Here is a 14,223-nt window from a genome sequence, read left to right on the forward strand (position 1 = left end):
ATAAAAGGATAGCTGCATGGGCTATCCTTTTGGATTTTAAAAATATTACTTTAGCCTAAATTATTTAGCTTACCTGGTCTAATGTTTGTGAAGCACTTCCGGACAATACTTCACTCACCAGATTTTCAAATGAGAAAATTTCTTCCAGCTGTTTTTCGGTCAGCAGTTTTTTCTCTAAAACTACGTCCTGAATTGTACGATTCTCAGCAATACACTGCTTACCGATTTCATCACACGCACCATGACCAAGAATCGGTTCAAGCAAGGTAATTATTCCAACACTGCGCATTACTGCTTCATAGCAGGTCTTTTCATTGGCATGAATGCCCTGTATACATTTTTCATCCAGTGTTTTTATGCCTTGGGTGAGTAGCCCGATTGATTCATTTAAGGCTTGCGCAATGACAGGCTCCATAACATTAAGCTGTAACTGGCCTGCCTCAGCAGCAAAGGTAATGGTTAAATCATTACCTATAACCTTAAAAGCAATCTGGTTAACCACCTCAGGAATCACAGGATTTACTTTAGCCGGCATAATAGATGAACCTGCCTGCATTTCAGGTAAACTGATTTCAGCTAGCCCGGTACGTGGTCCCGAACTTAATAAACGCAGGTCATTACAAATTTTTGATAGTTTGCACGCTAGACGTTTTAAGCTGCTCGACAGAATAATAAATACACCACAGTCACTGGTTGCTTCTACATAGTCTTCTGCTCCCGAAAGCGGCAGACCAGTAATTTCCTTTAAGCATTCTACCACTTTAGCCGCATAACCCTGTGGCGTATTTACACCGGTACCAATCGCTGTTGCACCCAGGTTAATTTCCAATAATAGCTGGCGCATCTTTTGAATTAAACGTACATCTTCTTTAAGCAGAGTAGCAAAAGCACGAAATTCCTGCCCTAAGGTCATAGGTACTGCATCTTGCAGTTGGGTACGCCCCATCTTTAAGACAAAACGAAATTCAGTTGCCTTATATTCAAGTGAAGTAATTAATTTTTCGACCTGCATAAACAGTTGGTCTAAAGCATAGTAAGTCGCAACTCTTAAAGCAGTCGGATAGACATCATTCGTTGACTGTGATTTATTCACATGGTCATTGGGATGAATAATATAGTATGAGCCCTTGTCATGACCGGTCATTTCTAGCGCCAAGTTGGCAATTACCTCATTGGTATTCATATTAATAGAAGTACCAGCGCCGCCCTGATAGACATCTAGCGGGAAATGTTTTTCCCAATTCTCTGGAGTATCAATTAGTTTTTGACATGCTGCCTGAATAGCCTGACTCTGCTGTTGGGTAAGTTTCCCAAAAAACTGGTTAGCTTGTGCTGAAGCTTTTTTTACCTGAGCCAAAGCGCGGATGAAATGGTGCTGTTCACCTATTTTCTGCTGAGAGATCTGAAAGTTTTCTAAGGCTCTTAAAGTATGAATGCCATAGTAACTTGAAGAAAGCACCTCTTTGGTGCCTAATAAGTCCTTTTCGGTGCGAAACCTGTTGTTTTGTCCAATATTCATTCCGTTAACTCTTAAATTGTGCACAATTATAGTGCAATAGAAGTATAATAGGACTTGTTATAATTTTCACTACTTACAATATGAAACATTTGGAAAGTTTTTACTAATTTTTATCAAGTTCTGCAACTAACGTAACTTTATGTAACTTTTGGCAGAAATTTGAACTTTTCTATTTGAAGCGCTATATAAAAGTTAAATTTTTTCACTATTTTACATTAATGCAAAATTATAGTTATGAGTTTAGAAATTAATCTTTATAAATCATTACAATAAATTTATTGTAACTAAAGTTACACAAAGTAACATTTTGCATGTAAAATTGTATTACAAATGTAACAGTACAAAAAATCACTTTTGTGCTTGAATCACAGCCTTTCCAGGTGAATCAGATATAATGCGCTATTTGCTGGAATGCACATATACAGCATAAGGACAGGCAGGCATGGAACAGTTTAACCCTACCCTCATCACATTTATATTTTATATCATCGCTATGGTAGGTATAGGTTTGTATGCCTATAAAGCCACAAGCGATTTTTCAGATTATATTCTCGGTGGTCGAAGCCTCGGCAGCTTCGTCACCGCTCTTTCAGCCGGTGCTTCAGATATGAGTGGCTGGCTGCTCATGGGCCTTCCAGGTGCAATCTACCTGTCTGGACTTTCTGAGGCATGGATTGCCATCGGCCTAATTATTGGTGCTTGGCTAAACTGGCTACTGGTTGCAGGCCGTCTGCGGGTACATACCGAAGTCCAGCATAACGCTTTAACTCTTCCAGATTATTTCACTAGCCGTTTTGCAGACCACAAGAAAATCCTGCGGATTACATCAGCAATGATTATTCTGATTTTCTTCGCGATCTACTGTGCTTCAGGTATGGTTGCAGGCGCACGTCTATTTGAAAGTATTTTCGGAATGTCTTACCAGACTGCTCTATGGATCAGTGCTATTGCAACTATCAGTTATGTATGTATTGGCGGATTTCTGGCTATTAGCTGGACTGATACATTCCAGGCTGGCCTGATGATTTTTGCTTTACTACTAACACCCGTAATTACATTTTTAAGTATTGGCGACACTACTCAAGTTATGACACTGCTGGAAACTGCTCGCCCTGCTGCATTCGACATGTTCTCCAATTTGAGCATAGTGGCTATTTTATCTCTCATGGCTTGGGGTCTGGGTTATTTTGGCCAGCCGCATATCCTTGTACGTTTTATGGCAGCAGATTCAGTCAAGTCAATTCCGGCTGCACGTCGTATCGGCATGACCTGGATGATTCTATGTTTAGGCGGTGCAGTTGGAGCAGGTTTTTTTGGTATTCCCTACTTTGCACAGCACCCTGAACTTGCAGGTGCAGTGACTCAGAATCCAGAAACTGTATTTATGGAATTAACCAAGATCCTTTTTAATCCTTGGGTAGCAGGTATTATTCTTGCTGCGATTTTAGCAGCTGTGATGAGTACATTAAGCTGCCAGTTACTGGTATGTTCAAGTACTTTAACTGAAGACTTTTATAAGACTTTCCTACGCAAAAATGCTTCCCAGAAGGAACTGGTTTGGGTAGGCCGCCTTATGGTTCTAGCAATTGCAGTGTTGGCGATTATTCTTGCAGGTAATCCAGAGAGCAAGGTTTTAGGTTTAGTTTCTTATGCATGGGCAGGTTTTGGTGCTGCATTCGGTCCACTCATTATTCTGTCTTTGTTCTGGAAGCGCATGACTCTAAATGGTGCTTTAGCCGGAATGATCACAGGTGCAGTGGTAGTAATTTTATGGAAAAACCTGTTTGCTGAAACTGGTATCTATGAAATTATTCCTGGTTTCATTTTGGCGTGGGCAGTGATCATGCTGGTTAGCCTGATGGGTAAAGTGCCAGGTCGCGAGGTGACTGATCGTTTTGAAGAAGCTGACCGTCTGTATCATGAGCAGAAATAAACCGGTTATCCATATCTAAAACAAAGGGGCTTTTAAGCCCCTTTATTTTTAACTGCTGTTTTACTTTTAAGCTTTAATCGGGTTGTGGTTTTGAGCTCTTCCATCACCGGATAACTGCGTGTTTCCTTTACGCCTGGCAGTTGCCAGAGCACCTGTCCTGCCATTTTACGAAATTCTTCCATATTGGCACTGCGCACCTTAAGCAGAAAGTCGAATCCTCCACTCATTAAATGGCATTCAGAAATTTCCGGATAGTCCAGAATTGCCTCTTCAAACTCTTCAAGAGCATTTGGGGTTGTCTTGTCCAGCATCACCTCGACAAAAACAACAAAGCCGGCATCCAGTTTGTTTGGGTTAAGTTTAGCTTCATAACCAAGGATATATCCTTCCTTGGTAAGCTTCTGTACCCGTGAAATTACAGCTGTGGGAGAGAGGTTAACTAACTCAGCCAGTTTACTGTTGGCAATACGTCCATCACACTGTAGTAGTTCAAGTATTTTGAAATCTGTACGATCCAGCATAATTCCCTGTCTTCCATGAATAATTCACTAAATTATGAACTATTTTTAGTGAGTTATTCGCTATTTATTTTGTAATTATAAAATTATCTAAAGTGACTGATCATCACAGTTTTTAATATTGTCATCGGATACTGACATGAATGTAATGGATACATACAGCGCTCGGGAAAATGCCCAGCCACACTTCGGCTACATCACTGCTTTCAAGGAAAAAAGCAATTTTGAAGAACAGATTAATACTGCCTGGCGCCGTGCGGAGCCTGAAGCGGTAGAAGAGCTATTACAGGCAGCTGAGCTTTCTGCAGAGCTGGACCAGAAAATTCATGAACTGGCTTTTAATCTGGCGCACAGTTTACGTGACCGTAAATCAGGTTCGGGTAAGGCTGGAATTGTACAGGGACTTTTACAGGAGTTTTCTTTATCTTCGCAGGAAGGTATTGCACTGATGTGTCTGGCTGAAGCTCTTCTTCGTATTCCAGATACAGCTACCCGGGATCTGCTCATCCGTGACAAGATTAATCAGGGCAACTGGAAAGAACATTTGGGCCAAAGCAACCTGATGTTTGTAAATGCGGCAGCTTGGGGGCTAATGCTGACCGGTAAACTGATGGAAACACCAACCCGTACCAGCCTGTCAAGCATCCTGACAGGTATTCTGGCACGTAGCGGGCGTGGTATTATTCGTAAAGCTGTTGATGTTGCCATGCGTATGATGGGCGAGCAGTTTGTAACGGGTGAAACCATTGGTGAAGCACTGAATAATGCGAAATCACTTGAAGATAAAGGCTTCCGCTATTCTTATGACATGCTGGGCGAGGCTGCCCTCACAGCTGAAGATGCTGAACGCTATTATGATGATTACAGCCAGGCCATTCATGCAATCGGTCAGGCTTCTAAAGACAAAGATGTATATGATGGCCCGGGTATCTCAATCAAGCTTTCTGCCCTGCATCCGCGTTATCAACGTGCTCAGGTTACCCGAGTACATGAAGAGCTTTATCCTAAGATTCTCAAATTAGCCGAGCTGGCCAAAGGCTATAATATTGGCCTTAATATTGATGCTGAAGAAACTGAACGTCTGGAACTGTCTCTGGAACTATTAGAGCGTCTATGTTTCGAGCCATCTCTGGCCCAGTGGAAAGGTATTGGCTTTGTTATTCAGGCTTACCAAAAACGCTGCTTCAATCTGGTCGATTATCTGGTTGATCTGGCAAAACGTTCTGAAAAACGTTTGATGATCCGTCTGGTTAAAGGTGCTTACTGGGATAGTGAGATTAAAAAAGCCCAGATTGAAGGTATGTCGGACTATCCGGTATTTACTCAAAAAGTCCATACTGACCTGTCTTATATTGCATGTGCGAAGAAACTTCTCGCCGCACCTGAACAGATTTATCCGCAGTTTGCCACACACAATGCGCAAACATTGGCAACGATTTACCAACTGGCTAAACCGGAACAATATTATCCGGGTCAGTATGAATTCCAGTGTCTGCATGGTATGGGTGAGCCGTTATATGAACAGGTAGTAGGTTCACGTCAGGATAAAAAACTGGGCATTCCATGCCGTATTTATGCGCCTGTCGGCAGCCATGAAACTCTTTTGGCCTATTTGGTACGTCGCCTGCTCGAAAATGGCGCCAATACTTCATTTGTAAACCGTATTGCTGACAAGAATCTGAGCATCGAAAGCCTGATTCGCAATCCTGTTCAGGAAATTAGAGAGACTGCAGCCTTTACCGGAAAATTGGGACAGAAACATCCTTCTATTCCTTTCCCTCAAGATTTGTATGGCAACCTGCGTCACAACTCTAAAGGTCTGGATCTGGCAAATGACCAAGTATTGAAAGCTCTAAATGATGCAGCAACCCGTTTTCATGATCAAACCTGGTCTAGCCAGCCTATGCTGGGACAGGAAATTGATTCCAGCCTGGAACGTAGTCTGGTCACGGTATTAAATCCATCTTCTCATCAGGATATTGTGGGTTATGTACATGAAGCGGAAGCTCAAGATGTAGAACTGGCGCTGACTCTGGCACAAAAAGCTGAATCAGACTGGGCAAATACCACACCGGTCCAGCGAGCAGGTATGCTGAAAAAAGCAGCTGACCTGATGGAAGAACGTATTCAGGAGTTACTGGTTCTTCTTTCTCGTGAAAGCGGTAAAACCTATGCAAATGGCCTTGCTGAAGTTCGTGAAGCGGTAGATTTCCTGCGTTATTATGCTATTCAAATGGAATCAATTGCGGCTCAGAGTGTAGTCACACCGCTGGGCACCGTTTTATGTATCAGTCCATGGAACTTCCCGCTGGCAATTTTCAGTGGACAAATCGCTGCGGCACTGGTGGCCGGTAATTGTGTAGTTGCAAAACCGGCAGAGCAAACTCCTCTCATTGCTGCTCTTGCCGTTGAACTGCTATGGGAAGCTGGTGTTCCTCATAGCGTGCTGCAGCTTATGCCAGGCCGTGGTGAAACTGTAGGGGCATTACTTAGCCAGGATGCACGTATCCAGGGCATCATGTTCACCGGCTCAACTGAAGTTGCCAAGATTCTGCAAAAAACTGTATCAGGTCGTGTAACCCGTCATGGTCAGCCAGTGGTATTCATTGCTGAAACAGGCGGTCAGAATGCGATGATTGTGGACTCCTCTGCCCTAACTGAACAAGTGGTGCTCGATGTCTTGAGCTCAGCCTTTGATAGTGCCGGCCAACGCTGTTCCGCACTACGTATTTTATGTGTGCAGGAAGATAATGCAAAACCGCTTTTACATATGCTAAAAGGTGGCATGCAGCAGTTACGGGTTGGCAATCCGGTTTATCTGAATACAGATATCGGGCCGGTAATTGATCAGGAAGCAAAAACCAATATAGAAAATCACATCCAGAAAATGCAGAAACAAGGTTACCCGGTATACCAGTTTGCGCATAATCCGGAGCAAAACCAGTTTAAAGATGGGACTTTTATTCTTCCAACACTTATTGAGTTACCAAACCTTAATGAACTCAAACGTGAAGTCTTTGGACCGGTATTGCATGTAATTACCTACAAACAGGGCCAGCTTGCGCAGTTACTTGATGCCATTCATGCTAAAGGCTATGGCTTGACTATGGGTTTACATACACGCATTGATGAAACAGTTCAAACGGTTATTCAACATGCAGAAGTAGGCAACCTTTACATTAACCGTAATATTGTAGGTGCCGTGGTAGGTGTACAGCCTTTTGGCGGAGAAGGTTTATCTGGTACAGGGCCAAAAGCGGGTGGTCCGCTCTATTTATACCGCTTGATGCAAAATTGTCAGCCTAAAAAACTGGAACAGCCGTTTGCAGTACAGACAGTGAACCATACAAGTGCTAATCCGTTATATGTCGATTTTCTGGCTTGGGTAAAACAAAATCTGCCACAATATACTTTGGGCCAAGAGCAAAGCTTCTTTGCAGGGAAAGTATTTGAATTGCAGGGACCAACCGGAGAATCAAATCAGTATGCTGTGTTACCACGTAAAAGAACTTTAAGTCTGGCAGAGAGTGAGCAGGAACAGATTGCTCAACTTATTGCAATTTTCTCGGTAGGTAGTCAACCAGTTTTACTTAAAGGTAATGACTTCTATCAAAAACATGCAGCCAGGTTACCTGAAGTTATACGTCAGCAATTCCACATCATTGAAAATATTCAAACTGGTGATTTTGATGCTGTGTTACATCATGGTAGTCAGAACCAACTCATGAATCTGCAGAAACAGATCGCACAGCGCGAAGGTGCAATTGTTGGAATTACTCACTTAGAGCCGCAACAGTTACAGATTCCGGTTGAGCGTTTAGTTATTGAACGTGCAATCAGTATTAACACTGCTGCTGCAGGTGGTAATGCCAGCCTGATGACGCTGGTATAAGCTGGCTATAAAAGTCTAACAAAAAGGCGGTCTATATAGGCCGTTTTTTTAATATGGATCCTTTTGAAATGATCATATTCATTAAATCAGGCCAATTTCCTGAAAAAAGTTCCCATATAATTCTGCTTTTTTTTCAAGTGCTAATGGATATGCGCGTGATGAAGATGGCATACGGTATAGATTCAGGTCTCTGCCCATAAAATGGGTATGACTCGGCATGGCAATAGTGGGTTTTTCAGTTCCTTCAGGTAAAAGGGAAATTAGTGTTTCTGTTGCTTTATCTCCTGTGGTCATTAGAGTATGACATTCAGGAATCGGCATAAGCAGCTCTTCAAGCTTGACTGTAGTCACGATTTGCAAGAATTTATCTGAAGCATTGCCCTTTAGACGAATTACTTTTTCCGCAACATCATAAATGGCTATACCTTTATTTACCAGAAACTCGCAAATTAAAGTTTCATTAAAACTTTTTTTATCAATATCAAGAAAATAGTTTTTATTTTCAAAAAAAATAAGACCGAAGATTCGCCACATATCATTTTGAAAGTTCGGATAGTAAAACTCCATTTTCCAGCGCTCACGCGACGGTGGAAAACTTCCTAACATCAACAGCTTTGCATTTTCTGGTAAAAAAGGTGTAAAAGGATGAGTTTCAATCTGGTTTTCAAGCATACTGACTAATTTCCTGAATCATGTGTGCACTTTGATTTTTTGGTCTTCAAAATCTAATCTTTATAAAAATTACTTTAGTTTCAGATATAGTTCCATGCATACTTTGTTCAGGCTGTTAATTTCAGTAAACAGTACCTATATTTCTTTTTAATTCTGTTCAAAAAAAGACTCCGGAGAGTCTTGGTACTAGCTAAGTTTATTCACCAGTTTTAAAGGCAATATCTTCATTGCAATACCCATGGGTAACCATGGCCATTTTGGAACATAAGCTTTAACGGGCTCTCTTTCAATGGCTTCGACGAGTGCTTTGCTACCGGTTTTTTCATCCACTTCAAATGGAAGTTTTTTAGCCCCTTCATTCAGTTCGGTTCGAATATAACCAGGGAAAATTGTTGAAACCTTGATGGGAGTATTTAAAAGTTCAGCACGGATTCCTTCTGCCAGATGCGCTACAGCCGCTTTACTGGCAGCATAGGTAGATAGGTGCTTTGGCAAGCCACGCATGGCACTCATGGATGAGATTACGACAAGATGACCGGCATTTTGTGCACGGAAAATTTCCACAGCTGCTTCACACTGGGCTAAAGCAGAAATAAAGTTAGTTTCTGCTGTAGCACGGTTAACTTCAAAATTTCCCTTACCAATACGGCGGCCTTCACCCACTCCTGCATTTACAATAATGCGATCAATTTCTCCGAACTCTTGCTTAAACGTCTTAAACACTTCAAAAACTTCATTGTAATGCGTTACATCCAGAGTTTTTGCAATAACTTTAATACCGTATTGACCCTCCAGCTCCTGCTTCAGCTGCTCCAAGCGCTCCATCCGTCGCGCACAAATTGCGAGACTATAGCCTTTTTGTGCAAATTCGCGTGCCATACCCGCGCCCAACCCAGAACTGGCGCCAGTAATTAAGATTGTTTTAGCCATGGTTTATTCCTTTTATATCCATGTAAGTAATTCAGGGTGAGTAGCCTTGATAAAATGATGTTCATTTAGGCTGAGCAATTGTGGCTCATTACCTACCAGACGCATAGTAGTCAGACTGGTATTGGCGATTGCCCAGTTAAGCGCAAAAGTCCGGTCAGGATTAAGCTCCAGAAGTTTGCCGACCGCTACCGATATAACCCCTCCTGAAGTGAAAACAATTGCATAACGTGGTTTAGATTTTTCTAGCTCATTACACAGGTTTACGAGTGCTGTTTCTACACGTTGCTTGAAGTGAGGCCATGATTCATCATATTCATAATGATAATCACCTCCTGTCCAACGCTGAATGGCACCTTCAAAGATTTTAGCTAGGTAAGCGCGCGGATTGCTTTCTTTGGCAACATCCTGCTTGAGCAATGCAGGCTCATTAAAACGGGGTTCATAGCGAGAGAAAACCTGCTGATGGTTAAACTCATTCCATTCGCTCAATGTCTGGACCGGAACTTCAGGAAAGTATTCTGCAAGTGCCAGTTGAGCGGTCTGCTGATGACGCCGCATGCTTCCTGCTACTACATAAGGTTCATCTTTTAGAATCTTATTGAAGTACTGACCTAGAAGTTTAGCCTGCAGTTCTCCATTAGGAGATAGCTGGTCATAACTAGTGGCGCCAAACGAAGCCTGACCATGTCTAACCAGATATATTGTAGTCATTTTTTCAGGATCTCCTGCAACTTATGTACATATTTCTGGGCCAGCGGGTTTTCATGAATTTTCTGCTGAGCAATCAGTTTCAATGCACGTACATGCAAGGCCTGAATTATGATCCAGAAGTTTTTAAAGGCTGGATTTCGAGTTTGCCTATGAAAATAACGATAATAAATCTGTTGGGCAATGACCGCTAAACGAAAAATACCGAATACCTCATAAAAGGTCCAGTTATCAGGTTTCAGGCCAGTTTTATCCAGATAATATTCAACCACTTGTTTGCGGCTAAACATACCCGGTAAATGAGTTGGTTGACGTCGGGTAGAACGGAAGATCATATTATCAGTTGGTTCTACCCAGTAAGCCAAGGCGCTGCCCAAATCCATTAATGGATCACCCAAGGTGGCCATTTCCCAGTCTAAAACACCAATAACTTGTGTGGACTGCTGCGGACTCAACACTACATTGTCAAAACGCCAGTCGTTATGAATTAAGCAGGTCTCTGAATCCTCTGGTATGTTATCCAGCAGCCATTTTCGGACATACTTAAAAGAAGGTACATTGATGGTTCTGGCCTTTTCATAGCGTTTGTCCCAACCTTCTACCTGACGCCGGCAATAGCCTTCGCCTTTACCAAGTTTTTCCAGCTCAGTTCCCTGATAAGGTACTTGATGTAATTCAATGAGCTTATCAATGACATTAATACATAGCTCATGTACTTGTGCTTCACCCAACTGAAGCTCTGGCGGCAGTTTGGCACGTGGAATAATACCCTCTATACGCTTCATCACGTAAAAGTCGCAACCGATGACAGATTCATCCTCACAAAGGGCGACCATTTCTGGTACTACCGGATAATAAGGTGCCAGATTTTTCTGTACTGTATATTCACGAACCATATCATGTGCAGATTTGGCTTTAGTCCCTTTAGGTGGACGACGTAGTATCAGATCCAGATTTTCATACTTCAAACGGTAAGTCCAATTTGAAGCCCCTCCCGAATACTGAGTTACTTCAACCTTACCCTGCAGATCAATACCCTGCTGTTTTAGCCATTGTTCTACAGCTTCAATATCTAGTTCTTCGCCTTTTTTGATCTGTCCACCAACATCAATTACCGTCATTTATTCTATTCCTGGAATTTTTAAGCTTTTCTTCGGGTACTATAACCACGTTTTGCCAGTTCTAGTTTGGCAATCATACCCTTATGTACTTCATCAGGGCCATCTGCCAGACGCAGACTGCGTGCCTGTGCAAAGAAACCTGTTAATACCGTATCACGTGACATACCGGCACCACCGTGAATCTGGATAGCCATATCTACAACTTTCTCAAGTACGCTAGGCGCCACCACTTTAATTGCAGAAATCTCTGTTAAAGCTGCCATATTTCCTAAAGTATCCATTTTGTAGGCAGCATACAAGGTTAAAAGTCGGGCCTGATCAATAGCTACACGTGCTTCTGCAATCCGCTCGAGATTGCCTCCCAGTTTTAGAATTTCCTTACCAAATGCAGTTCTTGACATACCACGCTCAATCATTAAATCTAATGATTTTTCCGCAGCTCCAATACATCGCATGCAATGATGTATACGCCCTGGTCCCAAACGTCCCTGGGCAATTTCAAACCCTTGACCTGCCCCGCCAATAAAATGACTGAGTGGTACTCGTACATTGTTAAAGCTGATTTCACCATGTCCATGCGGAGCATCATAATCACCAAAAACAGGTAACATACGCTCAATAGTCACGCCTGCTGTATCAATGGGTACTAAAACCATAGAATGCTGGTGATGCCGGTCTTTACTCTCATCTGGCGTATGGGCCATAAAAATAATAACTTTAGCATTTGGATCCCCTAAACCTGATGACCACCATTTACGGCCATTAAGTACAATCTCATCACCTTCAATGACTGCTGTTGCCTGCATATTGGTAGCATCACTAGAAGCCACAGCAGGTTCAGTCATACAAAATACTGACCGGATTTCGCCTGCCAGCAATGGACTGAGCCACTGCTGCTTTTGCTCTTCACTACCATAACGCCAGAGTAGCTCCATGTTGCCACTATCTGGCGCATTACAGTTAAATACAGTAGGCGCCAGCAGACTACGGCCGGTCAGTTCAGCTATATGAGCATACTCCTGTACAGAAAGCCCTGCACCAAGCTCAGCATCTGGTAAAAACATATTCCACAGGCCAGCAGCCTTAGCTTTTTCTTTTAATACCGTCAACTGTTCAGGCCATTGCCAGCTCTTCCAGTTTCCATCGGGATTAAGTTGATGTACTTCTTCCCAGAATACTTTTTCTACAGGTTCGATTTCTGTTTCTATAAATTTACGGGTACGTTGAACAAAATTTTGTGCACGTGAAGAGAGCTCAAACATTTTTTATCCTTGGAAATCATCTTATTTTCTATTTACATTACCATAGCCCGAAACTTAATATGAACCAAATGATTTTATTCAATACCTAAATATGCATGAAATTCATAAAGAGCCCTATCTCGACATTGCCATTTTTCATCATATCGATATCAATTTATATCCTCTTTTCATTGCAGTTTATGAGCAAAAAAGTATCTCCAAGGCAGCCCAGGTTCTATGCATCAGCCAGTCTGCAGCAAGCCATGCGTTGCAACGGTTACGATTACATTTAAAAAATGAACTGTTTATACGTAGCGGAACGAGGATGCGGCCTACTCCTTTTGCCGAGCAAATTTATTTACCTATTAAACATGCCTTACTGGCGCTTCAGGGAATTTCAGTCCTTCAGCATCAAAATTTTGATGCCGGCATGGTTCACAATTTAAAGATCGCTATTCACGATGAAATCGAGCCTTTAATTTTCCCCAAACTGATTCATCATTTTCAGAAGCTGAACAGCGATATTGAATTTTTGAGCAGTAAACTTGACCGAAAAATGATTATTAGTGATCTTGCTACACAACAAACTGATTTTGTCATTGATCTCGAACAGGATTTTGGACAAAAACTTTGCAATAAAAGGCTGGTTGAAGACTGCTTTGTAGTGTGTACACAGCTACCGGAAATGTCTAAAGAGTTATACTTTTCGGCCCAGCATATTGGTGTGTCATCACGGCGTAGTGGTGTATTGCTGGAAGATATTTATTTAAACCGTCAGGAACTGGTCCGTAAAATTTTTCTGCGCTGCCAGAATTATTCTACTGCCCTACAAGTTTTGGAACAGAGTGATCAGTTCATATTAACTATTCCAAAAAATATATTAGACAATCTTCACTACTCAAAACAGGTGCAGGTATATGAGTTACCTTTTGAACTGCCAGCCTTAAATCTGGCAATGTATTGGCATAAAGATCTAGATAAAAATATAAGACATCAGTTTTTAAGGAATGAAATTTTTAATCTGTTTTCCTAGGGAACAATAATATTATTCACTCGCTTCAGTTCTGTCGTAATCAGGCCATGCAGTTGCAGCATACATGACTTAATTTCTGTCGGGTTCAGTGAGCTGAATCCCAGTACAAACCCATAGCTCGGATGCTGTGCATAAAACTGACTTAAACGAGTCAAACTAATATTCTTGAGTGCTGCCGCCTGGGCAAGACTTGCCTCAAGTTCATCAGGCAAATTTTCTTTAAAGTAACAGGCAACCTGCATTGCAGGGGAATGCTCATGGATAAAACAAAATTCACTTAAATACTGATGAAAATAAAAAATAAAGGCTTCGTAACGCTCGTGATAGATCCGCTGCATTTGAGTAAGGTATTCAGCGTAATAACCCCGCTGCATAAATTTCCCAAGAATGGTTTGAAAATACTGGGAAGGCGCACTGCCATCTATGTAGTTCCGATAACGAGTAAAGGCATCTACCAGCGCACTGGGCAAAATCAGGTAAGACATACGCAGGCTTGGTAATATATATTTGCTAAAAGACCCGATATAAATAGTGCGCTGACAAGAATCCAGACCCAGTATTGCATCATTTTCTGATCTATTTAAAAGTAGCGCATCATAATCATCTTCAATAATAAAACTATTCTGCTGCCGGGCGTATGCCACAATTTCTTTTTT

The 14,223-nt window shown here is 41.9% G+C and carries 12 protein-coding genes (1 of these 12 only partly in view); 3 read left to right on the forward strand and 9 right to left on the reverse strand.

The annotated features are described in order from the left end of the window. Positions 1-64: 64 nt before the first annotated feature. Positions 65-1,519 carry an aspartate ammonia-lyase gene (gene aspA, locus B3R63_RS06025; protein WP_286729138.1) on the reverse strand — a complete coding sequence of 485 codons (1,455 nt, stop codon included), beginning with the start codon at positions 1,517-1,519 and terminating at the stop codon, positions 65-67. A gap of 442 nt (positions 1,520-1,961) precedes the next feature. On the opposite strand from aspA, the gene putP reads away from it, so the two are divergent. Beyond that, positions 1,962-3,452 carry a sodium/proline symporter PutP gene (gene putP / locus B3R63_RS06030; RefSeq protein ID WP_005025803.1) on the forward strand — a complete coding sequence of 497 codons (1,491 nt, stop codon included), beginning with the start codon at positions 1,962-1,964 and terminating at the stop codon, positions 3,450-3,452. A 32-nt stretch (positions 3,453-3,484) separates the two neighbouring features. Here putP and B3R63_RS06035 read toward each other — a convergent pair whose 3' ends face one another. Beyond that, positions 3,485-3,973: an Lrp/AsnC ligand binding domain-containing protein gene (locus tag B3R63_RS06035; RefSeq protein ID WP_005014418.1), complete on the reverse strand. Its 489-nt coding sequence runs from the start codon at positions 3,971-3,973 to the stop codon at positions 3,485-3,487. 136 nt (positions 3,974-4,109) lie between these two features. Between B3R63_RS06035 and putA the strand changes: the two genes are divergently transcribed. Continuing rightward, complete coding sequence (gene putA / locus B3R63_RS06040; RefSeq protein WP_286729141.1) at positions 4,110-7,862, forward strand: trifunctional transcriptional regulator/proline dehydrogenase/L-glutamate gamma-semialdehyde dehydrogenase; 3,753 nt, start codon at positions 4,110-4,112, stop codon at positions 7,860-7,862. Positions 7,863-7,943: 81 nt separating this feature from the next. Here the strand turns inward: putA and B3R63_RS06045 are convergent, their stop codons facing one another. From B3R63_RS06045 to B3R63_RS06065, 5 genes are all read right to left on the reverse strand, one after another. After that, the gene (locus tag B3R63_RS06045) at positions 7,944-8,534 is read right to left on the reverse strand and encodes a uracil-DNA glycosylase family protein (RefSeq protein ID WP_017401130.1); all 591 of its coding nucleotides are present in this window, start codon (positions 8,532-8,534) and stop codon (positions 7,944-7,946) included. A 186-nt stretch (positions 8,535-8,720) separates the two neighbouring features. Further along, a complete protein-coding gene (locus B3R63_RS06050) occupies positions 8,721-9,464 on the reverse strand; it encodes an SDR family oxidoreductase (RefSeq protein WP_286729144.1) in 744 nt (247 codons plus the stop codon). 12 nt (positions 9,465-9,476) lie between these two features. Continuing rightward, entirely contained in the window at positions 9,477-10,175 is a 699-nt protein-coding gene (locus tag B3R63_RS06055) for a histidine phosphatase family protein (RefSeq protein WP_286729146.1), read from the reverse strand. Continuing rightward, positions 10,172-11,293, reverse strand: a complete 1,122-nt coding sequence (locus B3R63_RS06060) for a phosphotransferase family protein (protein ID WP_286729148.1) — start codon at positions 11,291-11,293, stop codon at positions 10,172-10,174. Before B3R63_RS06060 ends, B3R63_RS06055 begins: the two co-directional genes overlap by 4 nt. Before the next feature lie 20 nt (positions 11,294-11,313). Next, positions 11,314-12,555 (reverse strand): acyl-CoA dehydrogenase family protein, encoded by a 1,242-nt coding sequence (locus B3R63_RS06065; RefSeq protein ID WP_248088930.1) that lies wholly within the window; start codon positions 12,553-12,555, stop codon positions 11,314-11,316. Between the two features lie 91 nt (positions 12,556-12,646). Here B3R63_RS06065 and B3R63_RS06070 point away from each other — a divergent pair, with 91 nt between their 5' ends. Next, positions 12,647-13,567: a LysR family transcriptional regulator gene (locus B3R63_RS06070; protein WP_248088931.1), complete on the forward strand. Its 921-nt coding sequence runs from the start codon at positions 12,647-12,649 to the stop codon at positions 13,565-13,567. On the opposite strand, the gene B3R63_RS06075 is transcribed toward B3R63_RS06070, so the two are convergent. Beyond that, positions 13,564-14,211 (reverse strand): hypothetical protein, encoded by a 648-nt coding sequence (locus B3R63_RS06075; RefSeq protein WP_286729153.1) that lies wholly within the window; start codon positions 14,209-14,211, stop codon positions 13,564-13,566. The two genes, B3R63_RS06070 and B3R63_RS06075, sit on opposite strands and share 4 nt — an antisense overlap. Continuing rightward, on the reverse strand, positions 14,148-14,223 hold the end of the coding sequence (locus B3R63_RS06080) for an aminotransferase class I/II-fold pyridoxal phosphate-dependent enzyme (RefSeq protein ID WP_286729154.1). It continues 731 nt past the right edge of the window; the window shows 76 of its 807 coding nt (coding positions 732-807); the start codon falls outside the window, past its right edge; the stop codon is at positions 14,148-14,150. The genes B3R63_RS06075 and B3R63_RS06080 overlap by 64 nt, the downstream gene beginning before the upstream one ends.

The sequence above is a fragment of the Acinetobacter sp. UBA1297 genome, from assembly GCF_002307755.1.
GTDB lineage: Bacteria > Pseudomonadota > Gammaproteobacteria > Pseudomonadales > Moraxellaceae > Acinetobacter > Acinetobacter radioresistens.

Excerpts from the sequence above, each read along its gene's own strand:
- B3R63_RS06050 (WP_286729144.1), bottom strand. The coding sequence starts at position 9,464 with ATGGCTAAAACAATCTTAATTACTGGCGCCAGTTCTGGGTTGGGCGCG.
- putP (WP_005025803.1), top strand. The coding sequence starts at position 1,962 with ATGGAACAGTTTAACCCTACCCTCATCACATTTATATTTTATATCATC.
- aspA (WP_286729138.1), bottom strand. The coding sequence starts at position 1,519 with ATGAATATTGGACAAAACAACAGGTTTCGCACCGAAAAGGACTTATTA.
- putA (WP_286729141.1), top strand. The coding sequence starts at position 4,110 with ATGAATGTAATGGATACATACAGCGCTCGGGAAAATGCCCAGCCACAC.
- B3R63_RS06065 (WP_248088930.1), bottom strand. The coding sequence starts at position 12,555 with ATGTTTGAGCTCTCTTCACGTGCACAAAATTTTGTTCAACGTACCCGT.
- B3R63_RS06060 (WP_286729148.1), bottom strand. The coding sequence starts at position 11,293 with ATGACGGTAATTGATGTTGGTGGACAGATCAAAAAAGGCGAAGAACTA.
- B3R63_RS06035 (WP_005014418.1), bottom strand. The coding sequence starts at position 3,973 with ATGCTGGATCGTACAGATTTCAAAATACTTGAACTACTACAGTGTGAT.
- B3R63_RS06070 (WP_248088931.1), top strand. The coding sequence starts at position 12,647 with ATGCATGAAATTCATAAAGAGCCCTATCTCGACATTGCCATTTTTCAT.
- B3R63_RS06055 (WP_286729146.1), bottom strand. The coding sequence starts at position 10,175 with ATGACTACAATATATCTGGTTAGACATGGTCAGGCTTCGTTTGGCGCC.
- B3R63_RS06045 (WP_017401130.1), bottom strand. The coding sequence starts at position 8,534 with ATGCTTGAAAACCAGATTGAAACTCATCCTTTTACACCTTTTTTACCA.